Source organism: Amycolatopsis sp. VC5-11 (genome assembly GCF_037034185.1).
Lineage (GTDB): Bacteria > Actinomycetota > Actinomycetes > Mycobacteriales > Pseudonocardiaceae > Amycolatopsis > Amycolatopsis nivea.
Map to the genome: position 1 here is coordinate 797,058 of NZ_JBAGKF010000002.1, position 21,068 is coordinate 818,125.

Below are 21,068 nucleotides of genomic sequence, written 5' to 3' on the forward strand. Positions count from 1 at the left end.
ACAGCTCCCATCGACAAAGACGAGTAGGCCCTGATACTCGCTGTCGGGCGATCAGGGATCCAGACTTGACGGAGAACTGTGGAATGATGGCCTGGATGGCGGGTTGTAGTTGGACGATTGGCTTGCGAGGTAGCGCGGATGTCCCAGCCGAGTGGACAAATGGCAGCGGCGCTGGACGAGGTCGACCTGAAACTCATCGCTGAGCTGAAGAAAGACGGCCGTGCCTCGATGCGCGCCCTCGCCGAGCGCGCGCACATTTCGCGGGCCGGTTGCTACACGCGAGTGGAGCGGCTGCACCGCGAGGGCGTGATCACGGGGTACGCGGCGGTCACCGATCCGCGCCGGATGGGGCAGGGCCTGGCGGCGTACGTGTACTTGAAGGTCACGCAGAACTCGTGGCGCACGGTGAGCGCGGAGCTCAAGCACATCCCGGAAATCGAACACGGCGGCCTGGTGTCCGGGGACAACGACCTGATCCTGTTCGTGCGGACCCGCGACGCGGACAGCCTGCGGGACTTGGTGTTCGAACGGTTGCAGAACATGCCGGACGTGCTCTCGACGCACACCGTGCTGGTCTTCGACGAGCTGTGAGCCGCCGTCAGGCCGGTTTCACCAGGTAGACGGCGAGCTGGTAGACCCCGGTGGCTTCGAACGGCATCGGCGTGCGGCGGTACCCAGCGCGTTCGTAGAGGGCGATGTTGCGCTCGCTGGACGCGCCGGTGAAGAGGACGAACTGCTTCGTCTCCGGCGGAGCGTGCCGCTCGGCGTGTTCGAGGAGCAACCGCCCGAGGCCGCGCCCGGCGAGATCCGGCGCGACCATCAAGCGGCCGATTTCCCAGCCGCCGTCCTCGACGGTGCGGGCCCGGACCGCCCCGACGAGCCGGTGTCCCTGCCGGACGATCCAGCTGCGCCAGGTCTTGATCGCCTCGCGCACCTCGGCGAGGTCCTCCCTCAGCGCGGGATGCTCCAGGGTGTTGTTGAGCAGGGCTTCCTGCACCCAGCAACACCGCTGGAGCACCATCAGCTCGGCGGCGTCGTCGGGGGTCGCGGGGAGCAGGGCCGCGCCGGGGAGGGTTTCGAGGTCCACCTGTTCTGTTCTAGCACCGGTTCCGGGGAGTCGGGGTTCACGAGCCAAGAACGAACTCCGTGCCGAACGGATCCTTGATGGTCACCATGCGTCCGTAGGGGCTGTCCTGTGCCTCGACGACCTCGCCGCCGTGCTCGACCGCCCGTGCGCCTGCCGCGTCGGCGTCGGTGGCGAGGAACAGGGTGCCCCATGCCGGTGCCGCGGCGGACGGATCGCCGAAGACGCCGCCGATTTCGTGGCCGTCCGGGCGGCGGAGGAAGGTGAAGTCGACGCCGGGCAGGTCGTCGTTGCCGTCGAGGGTGAAGGCGAAGACCTCGCAGTAGAAGTCACGTGCTGGTTTGGGGGCTGGCGTGACGAGGTCGTTGCGCAGCAGAGTGCTGGGTTCGTTGACGAGCCGGGCACCGGGGAGCTCTCGGCCTTGCCAGAGCCCGAACCGCGCACCGGTCGGATCTTCCGCGACGGCGATACGGGCGTGCTCTCCGTCGTCGTGGGGTTGGTCGAGGAGCTTGCCTCCGGCGGCGGTGACGGCTTTGGCGGTGCTGTCGCAGTCGTCGGTCGCGAAGTAGACGGTCCAGGCTGGTCGCGGGTCGGTTCCTTGGCGCAGGCCAGCGACGGGTAGGTCGCGGAGCTGGCACTGATCGCCGTCGAAGGTCCAGCCGAGGACAGCGCCGTAGAAGCGCTGCGCGCGGTCCAGATCCGGTACGGCGAGGTCGATCCAGGTCGGGGTGCCGAGCGGCTGGTTGCGGTCGACGGTGCTCATCGGGGTCCCTTCGTCGGTGATGGCGGCGACGCTAGGGCCGATCGCGGACAGCTGCGGTCCTCGGCTGCTCACCATGTGGGAGGCAGTGGCCGCGTCCGGCCCGGGGCACGCATTCTGGACGGGCACCCCGGATCTGGAATGGCAGGCGAGAATGAGCACGTCCCCGCTCGAAAACCCCGCTTGGGCCGCGCTGAGCGGCCCGCACGCTTCGTTCGCGGAGCAGAAGGGGCAGGTGCTGCGGTATCCGGTGGATGTCTCTCCGTTCCTCGCCGTGCCCGACCAGCCGGACGAACACGTGTGGCACGACATCGCCGACCTCGTCGGACCGGGCGCGTCGACCGTCGTGGTCGGGAAGGTCGGGACGCCGCCGCCCGCGGGCTGGACGGTGGAGTCCGAGATCGCCGGTGTGCAGATGGACGGTTCGGCCGCGCCCGCTGCCGCCGACCCGGAAGCGGTGCGCCTGACCGAGGCGGACGTGCCGGAAATGCTCGACCTGGTGTCGCGCACGAAGCCCGGCCCGTTCCTGCCCCGGACGATCGCCCTGGGCGCCTACCTGGGCATCCGCCGCGACGGTGCACTGGTGGCGATGGCGGGCGAGCGGCTGCACGTGCCGGGATGGACCGAGATCAGCGCGGTGTGCACCGATCCGGCGTTCCAAGGGCAGGGTTTGGCGGCCCGGCTGGTCCTCGCGGTGGCCGCGGGGATCCGGGAACGCGGCGAGCGGCCGTTCCTCCACGCGGCCGGGACGAACACCGGCGCGATCCGGTTGTACGAGAAGCTGGGGTTCCGGCTTGCTCGCGGGATGCAGTTCGGCGTTTATCGGGCTCCTTCGCTGTAGTCGGCGGTTCCGGCGGGTGGTGCAGTTGGTCGCGGTGGCCGACCTGCACCAGGTTGGCGTGCGTGATGCCAGCCATCGCTGACGGTTCTTCGGCGGAGACTCCTTTCGGCCTAGGGGCGGACCTGACTGTCCATTGTGGATCTAGGGGGGAGTTAGGGGTCGTTGCGCGCGGAGGGCGCGGTTACCGTGGGTCGGCGAAGAAGGATCCGTGGCCGGGTCGTCCCGGCGCAGACGTCGGAAAGGCGGTGGGACGACATGACGGGTAGCGCGAATTCCGACGAGGACAGCTGGTTTCGCCGCTTCCACACGTCGCCCGAGGCGAAGGCAAGGCTGGTGTGCTTGCCGCACGCCGGAGGTTCGGCTCCGTTCTACTTCCCGGTTTCGCGGGCGCTGACGCCGGACATCGAGGTGCTGGCGGTGCAGTACCCGGGCCGCCAGGACCGGCGGCACGAACCGTTCCTGACCACCGTCGACGCGCTGGCCGACCGGATCGCCGAGCTGCTGCGCGGCCGCGACGACCTGCCGCTCGCGCTGTTCGGGCACAGCATGGGCGCGATGATCGCCTTCGAGGTGACCCGGCGGCTGGAGGCTGCGGGCACCGAGGTGCACACGCTTTTCGTCTCCGGACGCCGGGCCCCGACGCGGCTTCGCAACGAGAACGTGCACACCCGCACCGACGACGGCGTGATCGACGAACTGCGCCGGCTGAGCGGCACCGAAATGGACCTGCTCGGCGACGACGATGTCGTGCGGATGATCCTTCCCGTGGTGCGCAACGACTATCGCGCCGTGGAGACCTACCAGTACCGGCCGGGCGCACCGCTGGCCGCCCCGGTGGTCGCGTTCACCGGCACTGCCGACCCGGTCGCCTCGGTGGACGAGGTCCGGTCGTGGAGCGAGCACACTTCGGCGGGCTTCGAACTGGTCCCGCTCGCCGGCGGGCATTTCTTCCTGACCCGGCACCAGGACGTGATTCTCCAGCACTTGACCGATCGGCTTGTCGACAAGGGGCGTGCACATGTCTGAGGCACTGGCGGTCGGATTCGACAGCAAGCTCGAGGAACTGCGGGAGATCAAGGAGGCCGCGCGCCGCGGTCCGGACGACGCCGCGACCGCTCGGCAGCACGACCGCGGCAAGCTGACCGCGCACGAACGCATCGAACTGCTTCTCGACCCAGGTTCGTTCACCGAGATCGAGTCCTTGCGCCGGCACCGCGCGACGGCTTTCGGTCTCGAACACCGCAAACCGTACTCGGACGGCGTGGTGTGCGGCTGGGGAACGGTGTACGGACGCACGGTTTTCGTGTACGCCCACGACTTCCGCATTTTCGGCGGCGCGCTCGGCGAGGCGCACGCGCAGAAGATCCACAAGGTGATGGACCTCGCCGCGACTGCCGGTGCTCCGCTGGTGTCGCTGAACGACGGGGCCGGTGCGCGGATTCAGGAGGGCGTGACGGCGCTCGCCGGGTACGGCGGGATTTTCCAGCGCAACACCCGGTCTTCGGGAGTCATCCCGCAGATCTCGGTGATGCTCGGCCCGTGCGCGGGCGGTGCCGCTTATTCGCCCGCGTTGACGGATTTCGTCTTTATGGTGCGCGAAACCTCGCAGATGTTCATCACCGGCCCGGACGTGGTGCACGCGGTGACCGGCGAGGAGATCACCCAGAACGGTCTCGGCGGCGCGGATGTGCACGCCTCGACATCGGGGGTCGCCGCGTTCGTTTACGACGACGAACCCAGCTGTCTCGAGGATGTGCGGTACCTGATTTCGTTGCTGCCGTCCAACAACAACGAGGTGCCGCCGGTGGAGCCGACGGCCGACCCGGTGGATCGCCGCACGGACAAGCTGCTCGAGGTGGTGCCGACGGACGCGGCCCGCGCGTACGACATGTGTGCGGTGATCGAGGAAATCGTCGACGACGGCGAGTTTCTTCAGGTGCACGCCGGTTGGGCGACGAACGTGGTGTGCGCCTTGGCACGGCTCGACGGGCACGTGGTCGGGATCGTGGCGAACCAGCCGGCGACGCTCGCCGGGGTGCTCGACATCGAGGCGAGCGAGAAGGCCGCGCGGTTCGTGCAAACCTGCGACGCGTTCAACATCCCGCTGGTGACGCTGGTCGACGTGCCGGGTTTCCTGCCCGGGGTGGACCAGGAACACGGCGGCATCATCCGGCACGGTGCGAAGCTGCTGTACTCCTACTGCAACGCGACGGTGCCGCGAGTGCAGGTGATCCTGCGGAAGGCTTACGGCGGCGCGTACATCGTGATGGACTCGCGGTCGATCGGCGCGGACGTTTCGCTCGCGTGGCCGACGAACGAGATCGCGGTGATGGGTGCCGAGGGCGCGGCGAACGTGATCTTCCGGCGCGAGATCAACGCTGCCGACGACCCGGAGGCGGTGCGGCGGCAGAAGATCAAGGAGTACAAGACCGAGCTGATGCACCCGTACTACGCGGCTGAACGCGGACTGGTCGACGACGTGATCGAGCCCGGCCGGACGCGGGAGATGCTGATCCGGTCGCTGTCGATGTTGCGGGCCAAGCACGCCGACGTTCCGGCGCGCAAGCACGGGAACCCGCCGATGTGATGGCGGCCCGGGTCGCGCGGTTAGGGACGGGGGATGTGATGGGGGCGGCGGAGTTGGAGGTTCTTGCCTCGGTTGGCGAGTTGGACGGCGCGCGGAGTGGGTCCGGCGGGCCGGGTGCTGCTGGGTCGGCTGCTGGAACGCACGGTGAATGGTGCGAGGGGACGGCAGGGGACGCAGGTGTGGCCAGGACGAGGCTTCCTGCGGTGTCGCGGGGAGCTGCTGGTTTGGGGGTTGCTTCTGTGCGTGATGAGCGGCGTGCTGCGGTGGCGGCGTCTCCGGATGTGGCTGCCGGGGGGCGCGATGGACGGCGTGCGGCAGCGGCTGACCGGGAAGCTGTTGGGGTGCGCGATGGACGGCGTGCTGCGGTGGCAGCGTCTGCGGGCGTGGGTGACCGGGAAGCTGCTGGAGAGCACGGTGAACAGCGCGCTGCGGCGGCAGTGCCCGCAGTACGTGTGGTGCGTGGGAATCCGGATGACGTGGAAGTGGCTGCGTTGATGGTGGCGTTGGCCGCTGTCGGTCAGGCTGCGGGGGCTGGGTGCGCGGAAATTGCTGTGCCGTCACCTCGGCGACCGTTGGCAAGGTTTGTTCCGGCGACGAGCTGGCGGGCGCGGTAGCTCGGCTCGTCCAGGGCGTGAGGGAGCGAGGCCCGTATCGGCGCAGGGCGATGCGGGCTTTTCGCAGTGCCGCGGTTCCGGCTTGGGTGGCCGCGCGGAATGCGGGTCTTCGAAACAGTCGGGCCGGGCGAAAAGCCAGTCTCGAAGGCATGAGTGATCGGCGGCGGGTGACAGAAGTGTGAGCGGCGGCAGCGCCCGCACCGGCAGTGCGAGTGCCAGAAGTCTTGCGCCACAACAGAATTACTACTTCGTCCACAACGGACGACAGGGGAACAGGTCCAAGATCCATATCCCCAAGTTACCGCCGCCGGTCGAACATCTGCACGGTATCGATCCGGTGAATCAGGCGTGCACCGCGGTGCTGTCCAGGTAGGTCAGGACGGCGCGGATGCGGCGGTTCTGGTCCCGGCTGGCTTCCAGGCCGAGCTTCGCGAAGATGTTGCTGATGTGGTTTTCCACTGCTCCCTGAGTCACCACCAAAGCCTTGGCGATGGCCGTGTTCGACAGGCCTTGTGCCATCTGGGCGAGCACCTCGGTTTCCCGCGCGGTCAATGCCTCCAACGGATCCCTGCTGCGGGAAAGCATCTGGGCGACCACGTCCGGGTCGATGGCTGAGCCGCCGTCGGCGACGCGGCGGACTGCTTCCAGGAAGTCCGCTACGTCGGCGACTCGTTCCTTCAGCAGGTAGCCGACGCCGGACGTGCCTTCCGCGATCAGGTCTACCGCATAGCTTCCTTCGACGTACTGCGACACCACCAGCACTGGCAGGCCGGGGATTTCCTTGCGGGCGGCCAAAGCCGCGCGCAGGCCCTCGTCGGTGAAGGTCGGGGGCATGCGGACGTCGGCGATCACCAGGTCGGGGCGGTGGTCTCGGATGGCCACCAGCAGATCGTCGCCGTTGTCGACCGCGGCGGCGGTTTCGATGCCTACGTCCGCGAGCAGGCTTTGCACCCCGGCGCGCAACAGTACCGAGTCTTCCGCGATCACGACGCGCATTTTCCTTGCCTCCACAACAGGATTCACCAGCGGACGGGCAGATCGGCCCGCACGACGGTGGGGCCGCCGGCGGGGCTGACGACGGTGAGCACGCCGTCGATCGTGGCGGCGCGGTCGGCCAATCCGGCCAAGCCGCCGCCGGGGCGCATCGACGCGCCGCCGTGGCCGTTGTCGGTGATCTCGACGACCACGGTGTCGTCGTCGCGGGTCACTCGCACGGACGCGCGGTCGGCGCCGGAATGTTTGGTCACGTTGGTGAGCGTTTCGCTCACGATGAAATAAGTGGTCGTCTCGACAGGTGCGGGCGGACGGGGTTGTACGGTAACCTCGACCTCAATAGGGATAGGCATTCTTGCGGTAAGAGAAGACAATGCTGCGTCCAGGCCGCGATCCTGGAGCACCGGCGGGTAGATGCCGCGCGCGAGGTCACGCAACTCCGAGACAGCGAGTTTGGCGTCGGCGTGCGCGGCTCCGATGAGTTCGCGGACCGCGGTCGGGTCGTCGAGGTCGAGTTTGAGCTGGGCGCGGCCCAGGCTCATCGCGACGGACACCAGCCGCTGCTGTGCGCCGTCGTGCAGGTCTCGTTCGATCCGGCGTCGTTCGGCCTCCACCGCGTCGACTCCGCGCGCTCGCGAGTTCTGCAGCTGCTGCGTGCGCGCTTCCAGTTGCGCGGTGCGGTTCGGGCCGAGGAACGACGTCGCCAGTTCGCCGTGCACGGCCCCGATGCGCGGTGCCACGAAAATACCGAAAGGAGGTACTGCGATGGATACGACGCCCGCCACGAATTCCACGATGCCCAACGGAAAAGCGATGAGCACGAAGGCGAACTCGTGCCAGGTGGCGGCGTCGAGCAATCGCGCCTGCCACACCGCGAGCATGCCCGGTCCGGCCGGCTGCCGGCGGACCGGTTCGGCGACGGTGACGCCGAGCATCCGGCGTGCCCAGCGTCGTTCGAAGGCGCAATACGAACGCATCAGCGAGGTCGCGACCAGCAGGACGGGGATGCCGATCCACAGCATCGTCGTCGCGACGCCGACCAGCATGGTCACCAGGATCAGCACGAACGCGACGAGCCGGATCGGGAGGCTCAGCACGAGAAACCCGATCGCCCGCATGGTCGGCGGCCGCGTCACGGGCATAGCGCCATCCGTTCCAGTTCCGGTACGAGGTCGTCGAGAGTGGGTGTCGCGAGCATCTCGTCGCGCACCTCGAGCGCACATTCGCGAAAGGACGGTTCTTCCAGCAATCGGCACACTCCCGCCCGGACCCTCGAAGGGGTTGCGTTCTCGAGGTCCACCAGCAAACCGTTGCCGCGCTTCGCCTGCGCAACCGCTGAGCAGCGTTCGCTCCACGTGGTGCCTGGGATGACCAGCTGCGGGACGCCGTTGACCGCCGCGTTGCTGATCGTCGCGCCGTCGCCTTGGTGCACAACAGCGGAGCACGAGGCGAGGAGTTCGTTCATCGGCGCGGAATCGACTGCGCGGACGTTGTCCGGGATCGCGCGCACGGGCGCGAGCTGGCTTGCGTCCGCCGTGGCGATTACCTCGATGTCGAGGTCGGCGAGGCCGTCCAGCAGGTCTCCGATGGAGGGCTGCTCGATGCCGGGGGTCTGGCAGTCCGAGCTGCCGAGAGTGAGCAGCACCCGCGGCCGCGTCGGGTGCTCCAGCATCCACGACGGGAGGGGCATCGGCTTGTCCTGCGGCACGAACCGGGCCGGGAGGTAGTCGACGTCCACGCCGTCGTACCGCAGATACGACGGATGGCAGTCGATGGTCCGCACGCCGTAGCGCAGGGTTTCGTCGTAGTCCGCGCCGAAGCGGCCGACCGCGGCGGACATCCACGTCACGAATGGGTCCGGCGACGTGCCGGAGGTGTTTTCGGGGCGGCTGGCTCCGCGGTCGCGGTACTGCGCGCCGAGGCGGGCGGTCTGGTCGGCGGCGTCGATCATCCGCAGGTGCGGCACCCCGAGCGCGTGCGCGACGATCGGCGCGGCGTAGACCACCGGGTCCCACACCACGAGGTCCGGCTGCCAGTGGCGGGCGAAGAGCACGAGTTCGTCGAGCAGCGAGTCCGGCGTGGTCCAGCGGAACACGTCGACCCAGTGCTCGTACACGTTGCGCACGTACTCGTCGGTGTAGCACTCGGGACGGCTTTCGGAGATCCGGAAGTCGCCCTGCCTCGCGGTGTTGCCGTCGACCTGGAGCCTGCGGTGCCGGGCGAGGTCGAGTTCGTCGCCGAACCACATGGCGTCCAGCCCGGTCTCGGCGAACGGCGCGACCTCGCGCGGGTTGCGCTGCCCGACGAAGCGCACCTCGTGCCCGGCAGCGGCCAGCGCCCAGCCCACCGGAGCCATGCTGTACACGCGCGCCCTCGTCGGGAGGACCATCAGCATCACGCGCATCGCGGCGGCTCCCGGGATTCGTAGGTGCGGCGGGACAACGGAAACGGTAGGGCCGGCGCACGGCCCCGCCCACCCGGTAGGGGACCCCTGAATCCGGCGCGGGGAACGCGGATTTGGCTCGGCTTTAGATGCCCCTTAGGGGCTGGTGGCGCGCGGGCTCCGGCGGATAGACAGGTAACCGGATCCGGCCGCGCTGCGCCGGAGAAGGACGAGGGAGGCGAACGAGGTGATGAGCATGGCCGTGGCGCCCACCGCGAAAGGCTGGGTCCCGTTCGGCGAGCACCGCACCTGGTACCGGGTCACCGGGCAACCGGGAGGGGCGGCTCCCGCTGTGGTCGTGGTGCACGGCGGGCCGGGCAGCACCCACGACTACCTGCTGAGCCTGACCGAGCTCGCCGAGCACGGATTCCCGGTCGTGCACTACGACCAGCTCGGCAGCGGCGGATCGAGCAGGCTGCCGGACGCCGACCCCGGGTTCTGGAACCCGGAGCTGTTCGGCGACGAGCTGGACAACCTGGTGCACCGGCTCGGCATCGAGGACAACTACGTCCTCTATGGACAGTCCTGGGGCGGGCTGGTCGTCGCGCGGCACGCCGCGGAGCGCCCGGACGGCCTGCGCGGGCTGGTGATCGCCAACTCGCCGGCGTCGTACGAGCTGTGGCGCAGCGAGATGGACCGGCTCCGCGCGCTGCTCCCGCCCGGCGTCGACGAGGGCCTGCGGGCGCACGAAGCAGCCGGCACGACGGACACGCAGGAGTACTTCGACCTCATGCGCGTCTTCTACGACCGGCACGTCTGCCGCGTGCTGCCGTGGCCCGCCGACTATCTCGCGTCCTTCATGGAGATGGCCGACAACAACACCGTCTACTCGGTGATGAACGGCCCGAGCGAGTTCACCGTCACCGGCACGCTCGCGGACTACTCGGTGATCGACCGCCTCGACGACATCGAGGTGCCGACCCTGCTCATCTCCGGCGCGCACGACGAGGCCACCCCGGCCACCGTGCAGCCGTACTACGACCGGATCCACGACGTGCGCTGGGAGATCCTCCCGGAATCGAGCCACGTCCCCCATCTCGAGGAACCGCAGCGGTTCCGCGAAATCCTGCTGGGATTCCTGCAGGAAGTCCATTCCCCCGCCGAAAGAGAGGTCGCCAGTCATGGATGACGCCAGCCAGGCCGGATCGGCGGTCGTGTTCCCCGGGATGAGCCCGTGCCGGTTCGTCGACTTCGGCAAGTTCCTGCTCATCAACCCGTTCGCGCGCAGGCTCATCAAGGACGCCGACGACCGGCTGGGCTACTCGCTGGTCGACCGCTTCCGCGAGGCCGAGGGCGACTACTCTGAGTACGCCCAGGTCGGGTTCATGCTCACCTGCGTCGCGCTCGCCGAATGGGCCGAACAGGAGTACGGGATGAGCCCGGACTACTGCACCGGCCCGAGTTTCGGGGAGAAGCCGGCCAGCGTGTACGCCGGTTCGCTGACTTTCCCGGACGCGGTGTGGATGACCGCGAAGCTCGCGCAGTGCCTCGACGAGTTCTTCGCGACCGAGCACACCGACGTCGTCACGCACTCGTTCGTCCGCACGCCGGAAGAGAAACTGCGCGACGCGCTGACCGAACTGGACGGGCGCGGCGAATGGTCGGACATCTCCTGCTACATCGACCACGACTTCTACATGGTTTCGGTGCGGGAGCGGAACCTCGACTGGCTCAAGCAGACCGTGCGGGGCATGGGCGGGCTGTCGCTGTACACGATGCGTCCTCCGCTGCATTCGCGCGCGTTCGGCGCGTTGCGGCGCAAGGCCGAGGACGAGGTGCTCGGCGGCCTCGACTTCGATGATCCCCTCCTTCCGATCATCGCCGACCAGGACGGTTCGGTGCTGCGGACCGGCGAGCAGGTCCGCACGATGCTGCTGGACAGCATCGTCGAGCCGCTGCGCTGGCCGGACGTCGTCTCGTCGCTCGAACAGCTCGGCGTGCGCAAGCTGTGGGTGGCCGGGCCGGACACGCTCTTCGGCCGCGTCCGCGCCACCACCAGCCGGTTCGAGGTGACCACGGTGAACCCGCGGCTCGCGCTGCAGCCGCGGCGGCGCGGCGCGGGTCCCTCGCGGGTCAGCTAGCCGGCTGCAGCTTCGACAGCGTCGTCCAGAGGCGTCCGGGGTTCTCGAACGTCTCCAGGTTCAGCGCGTCGTCGGAGAACCGGACGTTGTACTTCTCCTCCAGCACCGCCAGCAGTTCCACCGTGGCGAGCGAGTCGAGGCCGTACTCCTTGAGCGGGGTCTCGGCGGTCAGCGCCTCGTCGGCGGGCAGGAACGGAAGGTACGGGCGGAGGGCTTCGTCGAAAGAGCTGTCCCACATGGCTACTCCGGTGGCTGGGTCGGGCACTTCACCGGGCAGGGAAACCGACCGCCCGGTTCGGTTTTGAACCTTACCCCGCGCCGCCGCTTCCGGGCGACGCACCGGCACCCCTATTACCGATCCGGCCGAAAGCCGCCCGACCCCCGACCCGGCACGGAACCGTTGCCGCGAAGCCACGAGGCCGTGACTGTGGGTCGGGTCAGCAGCGATCGGCACAGCAACGCGGAGGACCACGATGGACACGACGACCACCTCGGGACTGCATGCGCGGTTTCTGCGCGGGCTGGCCCGTTCCGAGTCCCGGCCGGCGGTCAGCGTCGGCGGGCAGACGCTGACCTACGGCGAACTGCACGAGCGGGCGTTGCTGTGGGGCGGCGCGCTGGCGGAGTCCGGCGCCCGCACGGTAGGGGTGCTGGCCGGCAAGGGCGTCACCGCCTACGCCGGGATTCTGGCCGGGTTGTACGCGGGGGCGACGGTCGTCCCGCTGCGGCCGGACTTCCCGGCGGCCCGGACCGCGCAGATGGTCGAGGCGGCGGAGGTGGACGCGCTCATCGCCGACGAACGCGGCCTGACCGTGGCTCCGCCGGTGAAGACGCTGCTGGCTCCGGAGGCCGGTCAGAAGGGATTGCTTCAGCCGAAAACCGCGCTCAGTGAGCCGATGGCCGTGCGGCCGGAGGACTCCGCGTACATCCTGTTCACCTCGGGCTCCACGGGGCGGCCGAAGGGCGTCCGGATCGGCCACGGCTCCACCGAGCATTACTTCGGCCTGCTCGACGCGCGATACGACTTCACCCCGGACGACGTCTTCTCCCAGACGTTCGACCTGAACTTCGACTGCGCCATGTTCGACCTCTTCTGCGCGTGGGGCGCGGGCGCGGAAGCGGTGGTCCTGCCGGGAGCGGCGTACCGCAACGTGCCGGCGTTCGTGGAGGAGCGCGGCCTTACCGTGTGGTTCTCCACGCCGAGCGCGATCGATCTGGTGCGTCGCACCGGACGGCTCACCCCAGCTGCGATGCCCGGTCTGAGGTGGAGCTTCTTCGCCGGGGAAGCACTGACCGTTCGCGACACCGCGGACTGGCGGGCGGCGGCGGGCAACTCCGTGACCGAGAACCTCTACGGGCCCACGGAGCTCACCATCACCATTGCCGGGTACCGATGGGACGACGAGGAAACCCCGCGGATCGCGGTGAACGGCGTGGTGCCGATCGGCGCGGTGCACGAGGGGCACGAGTACGTGCTCATCGACGAGAACGAGGCGGGAGAGGGCGAGCTCGCCATCGCCGGACCGCAGCTGACACCGGGCTACCTCGACCCGGCAGACGAGAAGGGCCGGTTCCTCGACCGCGACGGGCAGCGGTTCTACCGCACCGGCGACCGGGTGCGGCGGCTCGGCGGGGACGACCTGGCGTACCTGGGGCGGCTCGATTCGCAGGTGCAGGTGCTCGGCTGGCGCGTGGAGCTCACCGAGGTGGAGCACGCGCTGGAGACGTGTGGGGTGCAGGCGGTGGCGCTCGGCGTCCAAGGGGACAGCGGGACGGAGCTGTTCGTCTTCTACACCGGTCCGCGGCGGCCGGTGATCGAACTGGTGCGGGCGCTGCGGGCGGTGCTGCCCGAGGGCGTGATCCCGCGGCGGTACGAGCACGTCGAGGAGTTCCCGTTGAATTCCAATCGGAAGATCGACCGGAAGACGCTCGCCGCGCGGGCCGCGGAGCTGCTGAGTCCGGTGCCCGCGGGCTGACGGAGTTTGTAACGGAATCCTGGCGACCCGGGACTGGTGTGGTACGCCCCACTCGCAGATCCGGCCAAGGGATGGTTCCTATGCTCCGCTACCGGTTGTTCGTCGAGGTCAACGACGCGCGCAGAGACGTGGAGAAGAAAGCCTCGGAGCAGCTGCACTCATGGTTGCGGGAAAAGAATCTGGACGCTGACGCGCTGCGAGAAGGCACCGAGGTGGCGCTGGCCGATCATGCGACGGGGAGTTTGGACCATTCGGTGCGTGCCGACGGATCGCGTTCCTTGCGGTCGGTGATCAAAGAACACAACTCAGGAGGACACTGGAGGACTCAGCTGACGATCGATGTGCCTGGTCATGCCCGGTCGAAGCCATGGCTGTGGCTCGATCTGGACGGTCCCGGCCACATCGAGGCGGGCATTCCACGGCTCGCACGTTCGTTGCTGGAGGTATTCGATGCGAACGCGGGTGGCGTCCGGCATGGTGAGGCACAGCCGATCTGGGATGCGGACGAGATTGCCGACCTGGTTGACGCAGTACGCGACCCAAGTCGCAGAACGCTGGTGTTCGTCGCAGGATCAGATCCGAGGCTGCCATTCGGCCAATGGCTCGATCACGTCCGTAACCTTCTCCGTGACTGCGTTGGACTTGCAGGCGGATACGTTCTTTCGCCGGACGCCACCGCCGCGTTCAACAAGGCCGTAGGCGAGGGACACCGGGTCGACCCCTGGTGTGTTCGCACCTTCCGACCGGGTGTGCTGCTGGACGACAGCGAGGATGGTCGGCGGCATCGCGTGCTCGGCATGGACCGGATCGTTGCCGACCCGGTTCACCGACTTGCTCGTATGCTGGGACGGAGAGCCCGGGAGGCGGCGTTGGAAACGCCGCTGCCGACCGCGGCGGTCAGGGTCGATCGGATCTTTGCGCAGATCATCAACGCAAGCCTGATTGCTCCGCTCGACAAGTTGCCTGATGAGGTACCTGCGGCGCGAGTCGACGAGACCGTGCAGAGGCATATCGATCCGGTGGCGGGAGTACTGAGCCAAATCCTCGGAGGCGACGTCACCGTCGAGCGTGTCCTGGAACTGGGGAATCTAGCCGAGGCGGCCCGTGCCGCTCACGCGTCCCGGTCAGCTATCGAGGCGAGGCTCTCGGGATATGAGGCGGAACTCGAGTCCGTTCGGCAAGCTCATCAGGAGCTGCGGAAACAACTTGAAGATACGCAGTTCGACTTCGCCGATGTGGAGGAGGAGCGTGCTGCGGCGCAAACCGAAGCACGTCGGCTCCAAAAGCTGTTGTCGCGTGTGGCGAAGCCGGACGACATCTGGACTACCCCTGCGGTGGTTACTGAGCGCCGACCGCAGGATTACGAGGAGCTTGTCGATCTCATCATGGGATCAGAGTTGGTCCAGTTCACCGGGAACTACGAGACCGTACGTGACCTTGATCGGTACGACACTGGGGCGTGGGCGGGCAAGATCTGGGATGTCTTCGGCACGCTAGACGACTACGTCCAAGCCATCACAGACGGTAGCTTCTCCGGCAGCGTCCAACACTATCTCGCGCACACTCCGCCTGGCTGCCGGACCTTTTCGATAGCACGTCACGCCGCGGACGAGAGCGACGCAGTCAAGTCGACGGACAAGCTGCGAAGGGAACGCATCTTTCCTGTGCCGTGTGCTGTCGACGCCAGCGAGAGGATCTTCATGGGCGCTCACTTCAAGATCGCTCAGTTCGGCCAGATCAGCCCCAGACTTCACTATTACAACGATGTCCACCGGACGGGCAAGGTGTACGTCGGCTACATCGGACCCCATTTGCGAAATTTGCAGACCAACTGACGCACTCGCGCACGAGGCGCACCCGGGAGCGGGAACGACTCTCATCGCTCTGCATTGAGGCCCGGCAGAGTGCCAGCTAGGGGCCGTTAGGGGTGTGGATCACCGCCTGCGCGCGGATAACTTTCCGGACGTCGGGGAGCGATCCCGCGCAGGCACGGTGATTCTACGAATCCTTTCGGGAGTGGCAGTCGTGAACGAATCCGGTTCTCTCGTCCATGCCCTGCTCGACGCGGCGGCGGCCAGTGCGCCGGACGCCGCCGCGGTGCGCGACCGGGCGGGGGTGTGGACGTATGCCGAGCTGGCCGCTTGGAGTCACGCGGTGGAGGCGGTTCTCGCGCGGCGCGGGGTCGGGCGCGGCGATCGCGTCGTGGTGCAGTTGCCGACGGACCGGGCGCTGGTCGCGCTCTTCCACGGGACCTCGCGGCGGGGCGCGGTGTTCGTGCCGATCAACCCGGCGATGAAGCAGTTCCACTTCGATTCCGTCGTCGAGAACGCCGAGCCGGTGCTGATTCTCCAGCCGGACGAGTTCGCTCCACTGTGGACGGAAGTCGAAGAAGCTCACCGCGAGCAGACCCGTGTCGAGCCGACTGAGGTCGAGTTGGACGACGTCGCGGTGCTCGTGTACACCTCCGGCAGCACGGCCGCGCCCAAGGGCGTCATCGGGCCGCACCGGCAGGTCACCTTCGCGGCGGGCGCGATCCAGGCGGTGCTCGGCTACCGCCAGGACGACGTCGTCTTCTGCCGGTTTCCGATGTCCTGGGACTACGGCCTGTACAAAGTTCTCCTCTCGACGCTCGGCCGCAGCGAGATCGTGCTCGCCGACGCCGAATCCGATCTTCGCCTGCTGCAACGGATGCGCGAGGTCGGCGCGACGGTTGTCCCGATCGTGCCTTCGCTCGCCACGATGATCGCCACGCTCGCCGAGCGAGAGCAGGGCGAATCGGCTCCGGTGCGGCTGTTCACCAACACGGGTGCGGCGCTGCCGGATTCGACCATCGCGAAGCTCCGCGCCGCTTTCCCCGGCGTCCGCGTCGTCCGCCAGTTCGGGCAGACCGAGTGCAAGCGGATCACCGTCATGCCGCCCGAGGAGGACACCGAGCGTCCGGGTTCGTCGGGTCTTCCGCTGCCGGGGACGACCGTGCACATCCTCGCTGCCGACGGAACTCCGTTGCCCGCCGGGGAAATCGGCGAGATCGTGGCCGCCGGACCGCACGTGATGCCCGGCTACTGGCGCGCCCCGGAGCTGTCCGCGCGAGCGTTCCGCCGCGACGAGGCGACCGGCGAGCTCCGCCTGCACACCGGCGACTACGGCCGGCTCGACGAGGACGGCTACCTCTACTTCGAGGGCCGCCGCGACGACATGTTCAAGCGCAAGGGAATCCGGATGTCCACGTTGGAGATCGAGGCGGCCGCGATGGACATCCCCGGCGTGCGCGCGGCGGGCGCGATCCCGCCGAGCGAGACCCGGGACCTGGCGATCTGCGTGGAGAGCGACCTGCCGCCGACCACGGTGCTCAAGGAACTGGCGCAGCGGCTCGAGCCGCAGAAGGTGCCCGCGCTGTGCCACGTCGTGGACGAGTTCCCGCTCACCGCGCACGGCAAGAACGCGACGAAGGAACTCGCCCTGCTGGTGGAAGGTGCCCGCAAATGAGCAAGTACGACGAGCTGGCCGCACGGTTCGGCACGCCGGCTTACGTGTACGACCTTGACGTGACCGCGCAGTCGCGCGATCAGCTGTTCGGCCTGCTGCCAGAGGGGTTCGCGGTCTATTACGCGCTGAAAGCCAACCCGCATCCGGAGATCGCCCGCGAACTCCGCGAGGGCGGCTGCCGCGCGGAGATCAGCTCGACCGGCGAGCTGGCCAACGCGCTGACCGCCGGGTTCGCGCCGGAGGACATCCTCTACACCGGCCCGGGCAAGACTGACGGCGAGCTGGACGCGGCGATCACCGCGGGTGTCCGGCTGTTCTCCGTGGAATCGCTGACTGACCTGCAGCATGTCGGTGCGGCGGCGGAGCGCCAGGACACCGTCGCGCGGTGCCTGCTGCGGATCAACACCACGCAGGGCAGTGCGTCGACCGGGATCCGGATGATGGGCCGCCCTTCGCAATTCGGCGTCGACGCGGAGACCTTGCCCGAGCTGATGCCGCTGTTCAAGGCGGTCGCCGGGGCGAAGATCGTCGGCGCGCACTTCTTCACCATGAGCAACGCCCAGGACGAGGACGCGCTGCTCGGCGAGTACGAGTTCGTGCTGCAGTCGGCCGCGCAGCTGCGTCAGGAGACGGGGCTGCCGCTGGAACTGCTCGACATCGGCGGCGGGTTCTCGTCGCCGTACGCGGTTCCCGGCGAGCGCACCGACTATCCGAAGCTGCGCAACGGTTTGGAACAGCTTCTCGACCTCTACCTGCCGGAATGGCGCGGCGGCGAGGTCGAGCTGGCCTGCGAATCCGGCCGTTATCTGTCCGGCACGTGCGGGACGCTGCTGGCCGGGGTCGTGAACGTGAAGGAGAGCCGGGGCCACCGGTTCGTCATTCTCGACGCCGGGATCAACGTGGTCGGCGGGCTTTCCGGGATCGGCCGTCTGCTGCCCGCCGCGGTCGGTGTCGACCAGGTCGGGGACAACCCGGGGCAGCTCGTCGGTCCACTGTGTACTCCCGGTGACTCGCTTTCGAAGGCCGCGAGGCTGCCCGAGCTGTCCGCTGGAGATCTGCTGACCGTGCCGAATGTCGGTGCGTACGGCGTCACCGCGAGCCTGATCAGCTTCCTCGGCCGCCCCGCGCCTACCGAAGTCGTGGTCCGCGGCGACGAGGTCATCTCGGTGTCGCGATTGGATTATCAGCGAGCTTACGAGGTGTCGCCATGAGCGAGGAAGTCCACGCGTACAGCGGCAGCGTCATCGAAGAACCCGCCGGGCGCACGGTGATCGTGAGCAGCATGGCGTCGGACTCGCACACCTGGAACCTGGTCTACCTCGAACTTCTCGTGGCGGAACTCGGCTTCGACGTGGTGAACCTCGGTGCGTGCGTGCCGGACGAGCTGCTGGAGTCCGAATGCGTCAGCCGCCGTCCGGCGATGCTGGTGCTGAGCAGCGTCAATGGGCACGGCTACCAGGACGGGCTGCGGGTCGTGCAGCGGCTTCGCGCACAGCCGGAGCTGCGCCGGCTGCCGATCGTCATCGGCGGGAAGCTCGGCACCGGCGGTCCGCTTTCGGACGAGCAGACCGCGGAACTGCTGTTCGCCGGGTTCGACGGAGTCTTCGACGAGCAGAACGCCGCCGCCTTCCGGCATTTCGCGGCCACGCTTCCCGGCGGCGTCAGCCAGTTGGAGGAGGCGTGAGCTTCGAGCGGTTCGTCGCGCAGCGGCACGCGGCCGGGGAACTGGTCGTGCAGCCGCGCATGGGCTTCGACAGCCCGGCCGCGATGCGCGCCGGTCTGGTCGCGACGAAACAGGCGAACGCCGCGACCGTCGGCACGCTCACGCTCGACAGCTACACCCGCGTCCGCGACACCGATTCCGCGGCACACGCGTTGCGCAACGGAATTCCGCTCAATGGCTACCCGATTGTCAACCATCCGCCCGAGGTGACCCGGGCGATGCTCGACGGTCTCGAGGGCCCGGACTTCCCGGTGCAGGTCCGGCACGGTTCGGCGCGACCGGTGGACATCTTCCGCGCGATGATCGCCGCCGGCCTGCACGCCACCGAGGGCGGACCGATTTCCTACTGCCTGCCCTACAGTCGTACGCCGCTCGACGAGTCCGTGCGGAATTGGGCGTATTGCTGCGATCTGCTGGTCGATGCCGAACATCCGGGCGGCCGTCCGCATCTGGAGACGTTCGGCGGCTGCATGCTGGGACAGCTGTGTCCGCCGAGCGAGCTGGTGGCGATCAGCGTCCTGGAGGCGTTGTTCTTCTACCGCAAGGGCCTGCGCAGCATCTCGGTGAGCTACGCGCAGCAAACGAATCTGCATCAGGACCGCGAAGCCGTCGCCGCGCTGCGCCGGTTGTGCGCCGAGCTGTTGCCGGAAGCGACCTGGCACGTGGTGATCTACGCGTACATGGGTCTCTTCCCGCGCACGCCCGACGGCGCGATGCTGTTGCTGGGCAAGGCCGCTGAGCTGGCGATGAGCACCGATTCGGAGCGGTTGATCGTGAAGACCGCCGCCGAAGCGCACCGCATCCCGACCGTCGCGGAGAACGTCACCGCGCTCGAACACGCGGCTGCGTCGGCGAGGGGGATCAAAGCCATTGTGGACGAGGACAACCAGGTCTACCGCGAGGCCTACGCCCTGGTCGACGCGGTGCTGAACAGTCATGCCGATCTCGACCGCGCGCTCGTGGTCGCCTTCAAACGCGGTCTGCTCGACGTGCCGTACTGCCTGCATCCGGACAACGCGGGACAGGCGCGCAGCACGCTCGACGCGGACGGCAGGCTCGGCTGGTCCGAGCTCGGTTCGCTGCCGTTGCGCGGGATCGCCGAACGCGCGCCGAGCGGCCGGATCACCTCGTCGACGCTCATGTCGGCGCTTTCCTACGTCCAGCACACCCATGACACCCAGGCATTGGAGCAGCCGATGACCGCGATCGGAGGGGAACCGCGATGAGCACTCGCCGGACTGTCCGGGCGTATCCGTTCGACATGCACGAGACGTCCGTTTCCGAGACCTACCACCAGTTGCAGCGCGACGAGCCGATGAGCCGGGTCCAGATGCCGTTCGGCGAACAGGCTTGGCTGGCGACGAAGTACGCCGACGTCAAGCTGGTGACCGCCGACCCGCGGTTCAGCCGCGAACTGGCACAGGGTCTCGACCAGCCGCGGATGCGTCGCCAGCAGATGGGCGACGGCATCATGGGGATGGACCCGCCGGACCACACCCGCCTGCGCCGCCTCGTGATGAAGGCGTTCACCGCGCGCCGGCTGGAGGCGATGCGCGAGAGCGTCCGCACCCTGGTGCACCAGCTGATCGACGAGATGATCGAGAAGGGCGCGCCCGGCGACCTCGTCGAGGATCTCGCGCGGCCGCTGCCGGTGACGGTGATCTGCAAGCTGCTCGGCGTGCCGAAGGAAGACCATTCGATCTTCAGCGAGTGGACCCAGGCGCTGGTCGGCGACGCCACGGCGAAGGGCGACGTGCTCGACGTTTACGGCGACAAGCTGGACAACTATGTGGCCCAGTTGGTCGCGCAGCGCCGTGAGGAGCCGACCGACGATCTCCTCGGCGCGCTCGTGTATGCCCGGGACGCCGGTGACAAGCTCACTGAGAACGAGCTGATCGCGATCGCGGGCGCGGGGTTGCTTACCGGTGGCGTGGAGACGGTTTCCACGGCGCTGCCGAGCTTCATCTTCACCCTGCTGACCCAACCGGAACTGCTCGCGCAACTGCGGGCGCAGCCGGAGATCATGCCGACCGCGGTGGAAGAACTGCTGCGGTGGGTGCCGATCAACACCGCCGCGATGTTCGCGCGTTACGCCACCGAAGACATCCGGATCGGCGACGTCGTGGTGCGGACGGGCGACCCGGTGCTGCCCGCGCTGCACGCGGCGAACCGCGACCCGGAGGTCTTCGCGAATCCGGACGTCATCGACCTGACCCGCAGCCCGAACCCGCACGTCGCGTTCGGGCACGGCCCGCACCACTGCATCGGCGCGCAGCTGGCGCGGCTCGAACTGCAGGAGGGGCTGAAAGCGATTCTGGAGCGGTTCCCGGAATTGCGGCTCGCGGACGGGCGCGAGGGCGTGAAATGGGAGTACGGGGTGATCGTGCGCGGCCCGTCGCTGCTGCGCGTCGCCTGGTGATTTCCCGCCCCTAACAACGTTTTCTGGGGATCCGGCGCGGCCCGAGTCCGGCCTACGATCC

21 protein-coding genes are annotated in these 21,068 nt (G+C 68.3%); 15 read left to right on the forward strand and 6 right to left on the reverse strand.

Annotated features, from left to right (window positions below):
- Window positions 1–138: 138 nt before the first annotated feature.
- Complete coding sequence (locus tag WA670_RS11190; protein ID WP_240690838.1) at window positions 139–591, forward strand: Lrp/AsnC family transcriptional regulator; 453 nt, start codon at window positions 139–141, stop codon at window positions 589–591.
- Between the two features lie 7 nt (window positions 592–598).
- Here the strand turns inward: WA670_RS11190 and WA670_RS11195 are convergent, their stop codons facing one another.
- Both WA670_RS11195 and WA670_RS11200 read right to left on the reverse strand, forming a co-directional pair.
- Window positions 599–1,087 carry a GNAT family N-acetyltransferase gene (locus WA670_RS11195; RefSeq protein ID WP_238604578.1) on the reverse strand — a complete coding sequence of 163 codons (489 nt, stop codon included), beginning with the start codon at window positions 1,085–1,087 and terminating at the stop codon, window positions 599–601.
- A 37-nt stretch (window positions 1,088–1,124) separates the two neighbouring features.
- Window positions 1,125–1,847, reverse strand: a complete 723-nt coding sequence (locus WA670_RS11200) for a VOC family protein (protein WP_336157639.1) — start codon at window positions 1,845–1,847, stop codon at window positions 1,125–1,127.
- Window positions 1,848–1,998: 151 nt separating this feature from the next.
- On the opposite strand from WA670_RS11200, the gene WA670_RS11205 reads away from it, so the two are divergent.
- The 5 genes from WA670_RS11205 to WA670_RS11225 all read left to right on the forward strand — a co-directional run bounded on the left by WA670_RS11205 (window position 1,999) and on the right by WA670_RS11225 (window position 5,886).
- Window positions 1,999–2,685 carry a GNAT family N-acetyltransferase gene (locus tag WA670_RS11205; protein ID WP_336157640.1) on the forward strand — a complete coding sequence of 229 codons (687 nt, stop codon included), beginning with the start codon at window positions 1,999–2,001 and terminating at the stop codon, window positions 2,683–2,685.
- A gap of 255 nt (window positions 2,686–2,940) precedes the next feature.
- Window positions 2,941–3,711 (forward strand): thioesterase II family protein, encoded by a 771-nt coding sequence (locus WA670_RS11210; RefSeq protein WP_037810581.1) that lies wholly within the window; start codon window positions 2,941–2,943, stop codon window positions 3,709–3,711.
- Entirely contained in the window at window positions 3,704–5,272 is a 1,569-nt protein-coding gene (locus tag WA670_RS11215) for an acyl-CoA carboxylase subunit beta (protein ID WP_037810580.1), read from the forward strand. The genes WA670_RS11210 and WA670_RS11215 overlap by 8 nt, the downstream gene beginning before the upstream one ends.
- A gap of 246 nt (window positions 5,273–5,518) precedes the next feature.
- A complete protein-coding gene (locus WA670_RS11220; RefSeq protein ID WP_336157641.1) occupies window positions 5,519–5,767 on the forward strand; it encodes a hypothetical protein in 249 nt (82 codons plus the stop codon).
- Complete coding sequence (locus WA670_RS11225) at window positions 5,755–5,886, forward strand: hypothetical protein (protein WP_442893087.1); 132 nt, start codon at window positions 5,755–5,757, stop codon at window positions 5,884–5,886. Before WA670_RS11220 ends, WA670_RS11225 begins: the two co-directional genes overlap by 13 nt.
- Before the next feature lie 342 nt (window positions 5,887–6,228).
- Here the strand turns inward: WA670_RS11225 and WA670_RS11230 are convergent, their stop codons facing one another.
- Genes WA670_RS11230 through WA670_RS11240 form a run of 3 tightly spaced genes read right to left on the reverse strand, consistent with a single transcriptional unit; the run spans window position 6,229 to window position 9,283 of the window.
- Window positions 6,229–6,882: a response regulator transcription factor gene (locus tag WA670_RS11230; RefSeq protein WP_037810579.1), complete on the reverse strand. Its 654-nt coding sequence runs from the start codon at window positions 6,880–6,882 to the stop codon at window positions 6,229–6,231.
- Between the two features lie 23 nt (window positions 6,883–6,905).
- Window positions 6,906–8,021, reverse strand: coding sequence for a sensor histidine kinase (locus tag WA670_RS11235; protein ID WP_238604580.1), 1,116 nt, complete (start codon window positions 8,019–8,021; stop codon window positions 6,906–6,908).
- A complete protein-coding gene (locus WA670_RS11240) occupies window positions 8,012–9,283 on the reverse strand; it encodes a nucleotide disphospho-sugar-binding domain-containing protein (RefSeq protein ID WP_238604581.1) in 1,272 nt (423 codons plus the stop codon). Before WA670_RS11240 ends, WA670_RS11235 begins: the two co-directional genes overlap by 10 nt.
- 235 nt (window positions 9,284–9,518) lie before the next feature.
- Here WA670_RS11240 and WA670_RS11245 point away from each other — a divergent pair, with 235 nt between their 5' ends.
- Window positions 9,519–10,451, forward strand: coding sequence for a proline iminopeptidase-family hydrolase (locus WA670_RS11245; protein ID WP_037810576.1), 933 nt, complete (start codon window positions 9,519–9,521; stop codon window positions 10,449–10,451).
- Window positions 10,444–11,403: an ACP S-malonyltransferase gene (locus WA670_RS11250; protein WP_336157642.1), complete on the forward strand. Its 960-nt coding sequence runs from the start codon at window positions 10,444–10,446 to the stop codon at window positions 11,401–11,403. The genes WA670_RS11245 and WA670_RS11250 overlap by 8 nt, the downstream gene beginning before the upstream one ends.
- Here the strand turns inward: WA670_RS11250 and WA670_RS11255 are convergent.
- Window positions 11,396–11,641: a phosphopantetheine-binding protein gene (locus WA670_RS11255; RefSeq protein ID WP_037810574.1), complete on the reverse strand. Its 246-nt coding sequence runs from the start codon at window positions 11,639–11,641 to the stop codon at window positions 11,396–11,398. The genes WA670_RS11250 and WA670_RS11255 overlap by 8 nt on opposite strands.
- A gap of 235 nt (window positions 11,642–11,876) precedes the next feature.
- Here WA670_RS11255 and WA670_RS11260 point away from each other — a divergent pair, with 235 nt between their 5' ends.
- From WA670_RS11260 to WA670_RS11290, 7 genes are all read left to right on the forward strand, one after another.
- Entirely contained in the window at window positions 11,877–13,379 is a 1,503-nt protein-coding gene (locus WA670_RS11260) for an AMP-binding protein (RefSeq protein WP_336157643.1), read from the forward strand.
- An 80-nt stretch (window positions 13,380–13,459) separates the two neighbouring features.
- Complete coding sequence (locus tag WA670_RS11265) at window positions 13,460–15,214, forward strand: hypothetical protein (protein ID WP_336157644.1); 1,755 nt, start codon at window positions 13,460–13,462, stop codon at window positions 15,212–15,214.
- 181 nt (window positions 15,215–15,395) lie between these two features.
- A complete protein-coding gene (locus tag WA670_RS11270; protein ID WP_336157645.1) occupies window positions 15,396–16,865 on the forward strand; it encodes an AMP-binding protein in 1,470 nt (489 codons plus the stop codon).
- Window positions 16,862–18,076, forward strand: a complete 1,215-nt coding sequence (locus WA670_RS11275) for a type III PLP-dependent enzyme (protein WP_275291325.1) — start codon at window positions 16,862–16,864, stop codon at window positions 18,074–18,076. The genes WA670_RS11270 and WA670_RS11275 overlap by 4 nt, the downstream gene beginning before the upstream one ends.
- Complete coding sequence (locus tag WA670_RS11280) at window positions 18,073–18,549, forward strand: cobalamin B12-binding domain-containing protein (protein WP_037810569.1); 477 nt, start codon at window positions 18,073–18,075, stop codon at window positions 18,547–18,549. Before WA670_RS11275 ends, WA670_RS11280 begins: the two co-directional genes overlap by 4 nt.
- Complete coding sequence (locus WA670_RS11285; RefSeq protein ID WP_134667394.1) at window positions 18,546–19,814, forward strand: methylaspartate mutase; 1,269 nt, start codon at window positions 18,546–18,548, stop codon at window positions 19,812–19,814. The genes WA670_RS11280 and WA670_RS11285 overlap by 4 nt, the downstream gene beginning before the upstream one ends.
- On the forward strand, window positions 19,811–21,007 hold the full coding sequence (locus WA670_RS11290; protein WP_037810567.1) for a cytochrome P450: 1,197 nt from the start codon (window positions 19,811–19,813) through the stop codon (window positions 21,005–21,007). The genes WA670_RS11285 and WA670_RS11290 overlap by 4 nt, the downstream gene beginning before the upstream one ends.
- The last annotated feature ends 61 nt before the right edge of the window (window positions 21,008–21,068 follow it).

What these genes read in the sequence shown, in the direction of transcription:
- WA670_RS11280 (WP_037810569.1), top strand. Translation starts at nt 18,073, where the DNA reads ATGAGCGAGGAAGTCCACGCGTACAGCGGCAGCGTCATCGAAGAACCC.
- WA670_RS11230 (WP_037810579.1), bottom strand. Translation starts at nt 6,882, where the DNA reads ATGCGCGTCGTGATCGCGGAAGACTCGGTACTGTTGCGCGCCGGGGTG.
- WA670_RS11190 (WP_240690838.1), top strand. Translation starts at nt 139, where the DNA reads ATGTCCCAGCCGAGTGGACAAATGGCAGCGGCGCTGGACGAGGTCGAC.
- WA670_RS11200 (WP_336157639.1), bottom strand. Translation starts at nt 1,847, where the DNA reads ATGAGCACCGTCGACCGCAACCAGCCGCTCGGCACCCCGACCTGGATC.
- WA670_RS11205 (WP_336157640.1), top strand. Translation starts at nt 1,999, where the DNA reads ATGAGCACGTCCCCGCTCGAAAACCCCGCTTGGGCCGCGCTGAGCGGC.
- WA670_RS11265 (WP_336157644.1), top strand. Translation starts at nt 13,460, where the DNA reads ATGCTCCGCTACCGGTTGTTCGTCGAGGTCAACGACGCGCGCAGAGAC.
- WA670_RS11255 (WP_037810574.1), bottom strand. Translation starts at nt 11,641, where the DNA reads ATGTGGGACAGCTCTTTCGACGAAGCCCTCCGCCCGTACCTTCCGTTC.
- WA670_RS11210 (WP_037810581.1), top strand. Translation starts at nt 2,941, where the DNA reads ATGACGGGTAGCGCGAATTCCGACGAGGACAGCTGGTTTCGCCGCTTC.
- WA670_RS11235 (WP_238604580.1), bottom strand. Translation starts at nt 8,021, where the DNA reads ATGCCCGTGACGCGGCCGCCGACCATGCGGGCGATCGGGTTTCTCGTG.
- WA670_RS11215 (WP_037810580.1), top strand. Translation starts at nt 3,704, where the DNA reads ATGTCTGAGGCACTGGCGGTCGGATTCGACAGCAAGCTCGAGGAACTG.
- WA670_RS11275 (WP_275291325.1), top strand. Translation starts at nt 16,862, where the DNA reads ATGAGCAAGTACGACGAGCTGGCCGCACGGTTCGGCACGCCGGCTTAC.
- WA670_RS11220 (WP_336157641.1), top strand. Translation starts at nt 5,519, where the DNA reads ATGAGCGGCGTGCTGCGGTGGCGGCGTCTCCGGATGTGGCTGCCGGGG.
- WA670_RS11290 (WP_037810567.1), top strand. Translation starts at nt 19,811, where the DNA reads ATGAGCACTCGCCGGACTGTCCGGGCGTATCCGTTCGACATGCACGAG.
- WA670_RS11260 (WP_336157643.1), top strand. Translation starts at nt 11,877, where the DNA reads ATGGACACGACGACCACCTCGGGACTGCATGCGCGGTTTCTGCGCGGG.
- WA670_RS11250 (WP_336157642.1), top strand. Translation starts at nt 10,444, where the DNA reads ATGGATGACGCCAGCCAGGCCGGATCGGCGGTCGTGTTCCCCGGGATG.
- WA670_RS11240 (WP_238604581.1), bottom strand. Translation starts at nt 9,283, where the DNA reads ATGCGCGTGATGCTGATGGTCCTCCCGACGAGGGCGCGCGTGTACAGC.
- WA670_RS11245 (WP_037810576.1), top strand. Translation starts at nt 9,519, where the DNA reads ATGGCCGTGGCGCCCACCGCGAAAGGCTGGGTCCCGTTCGGCGAGCAC.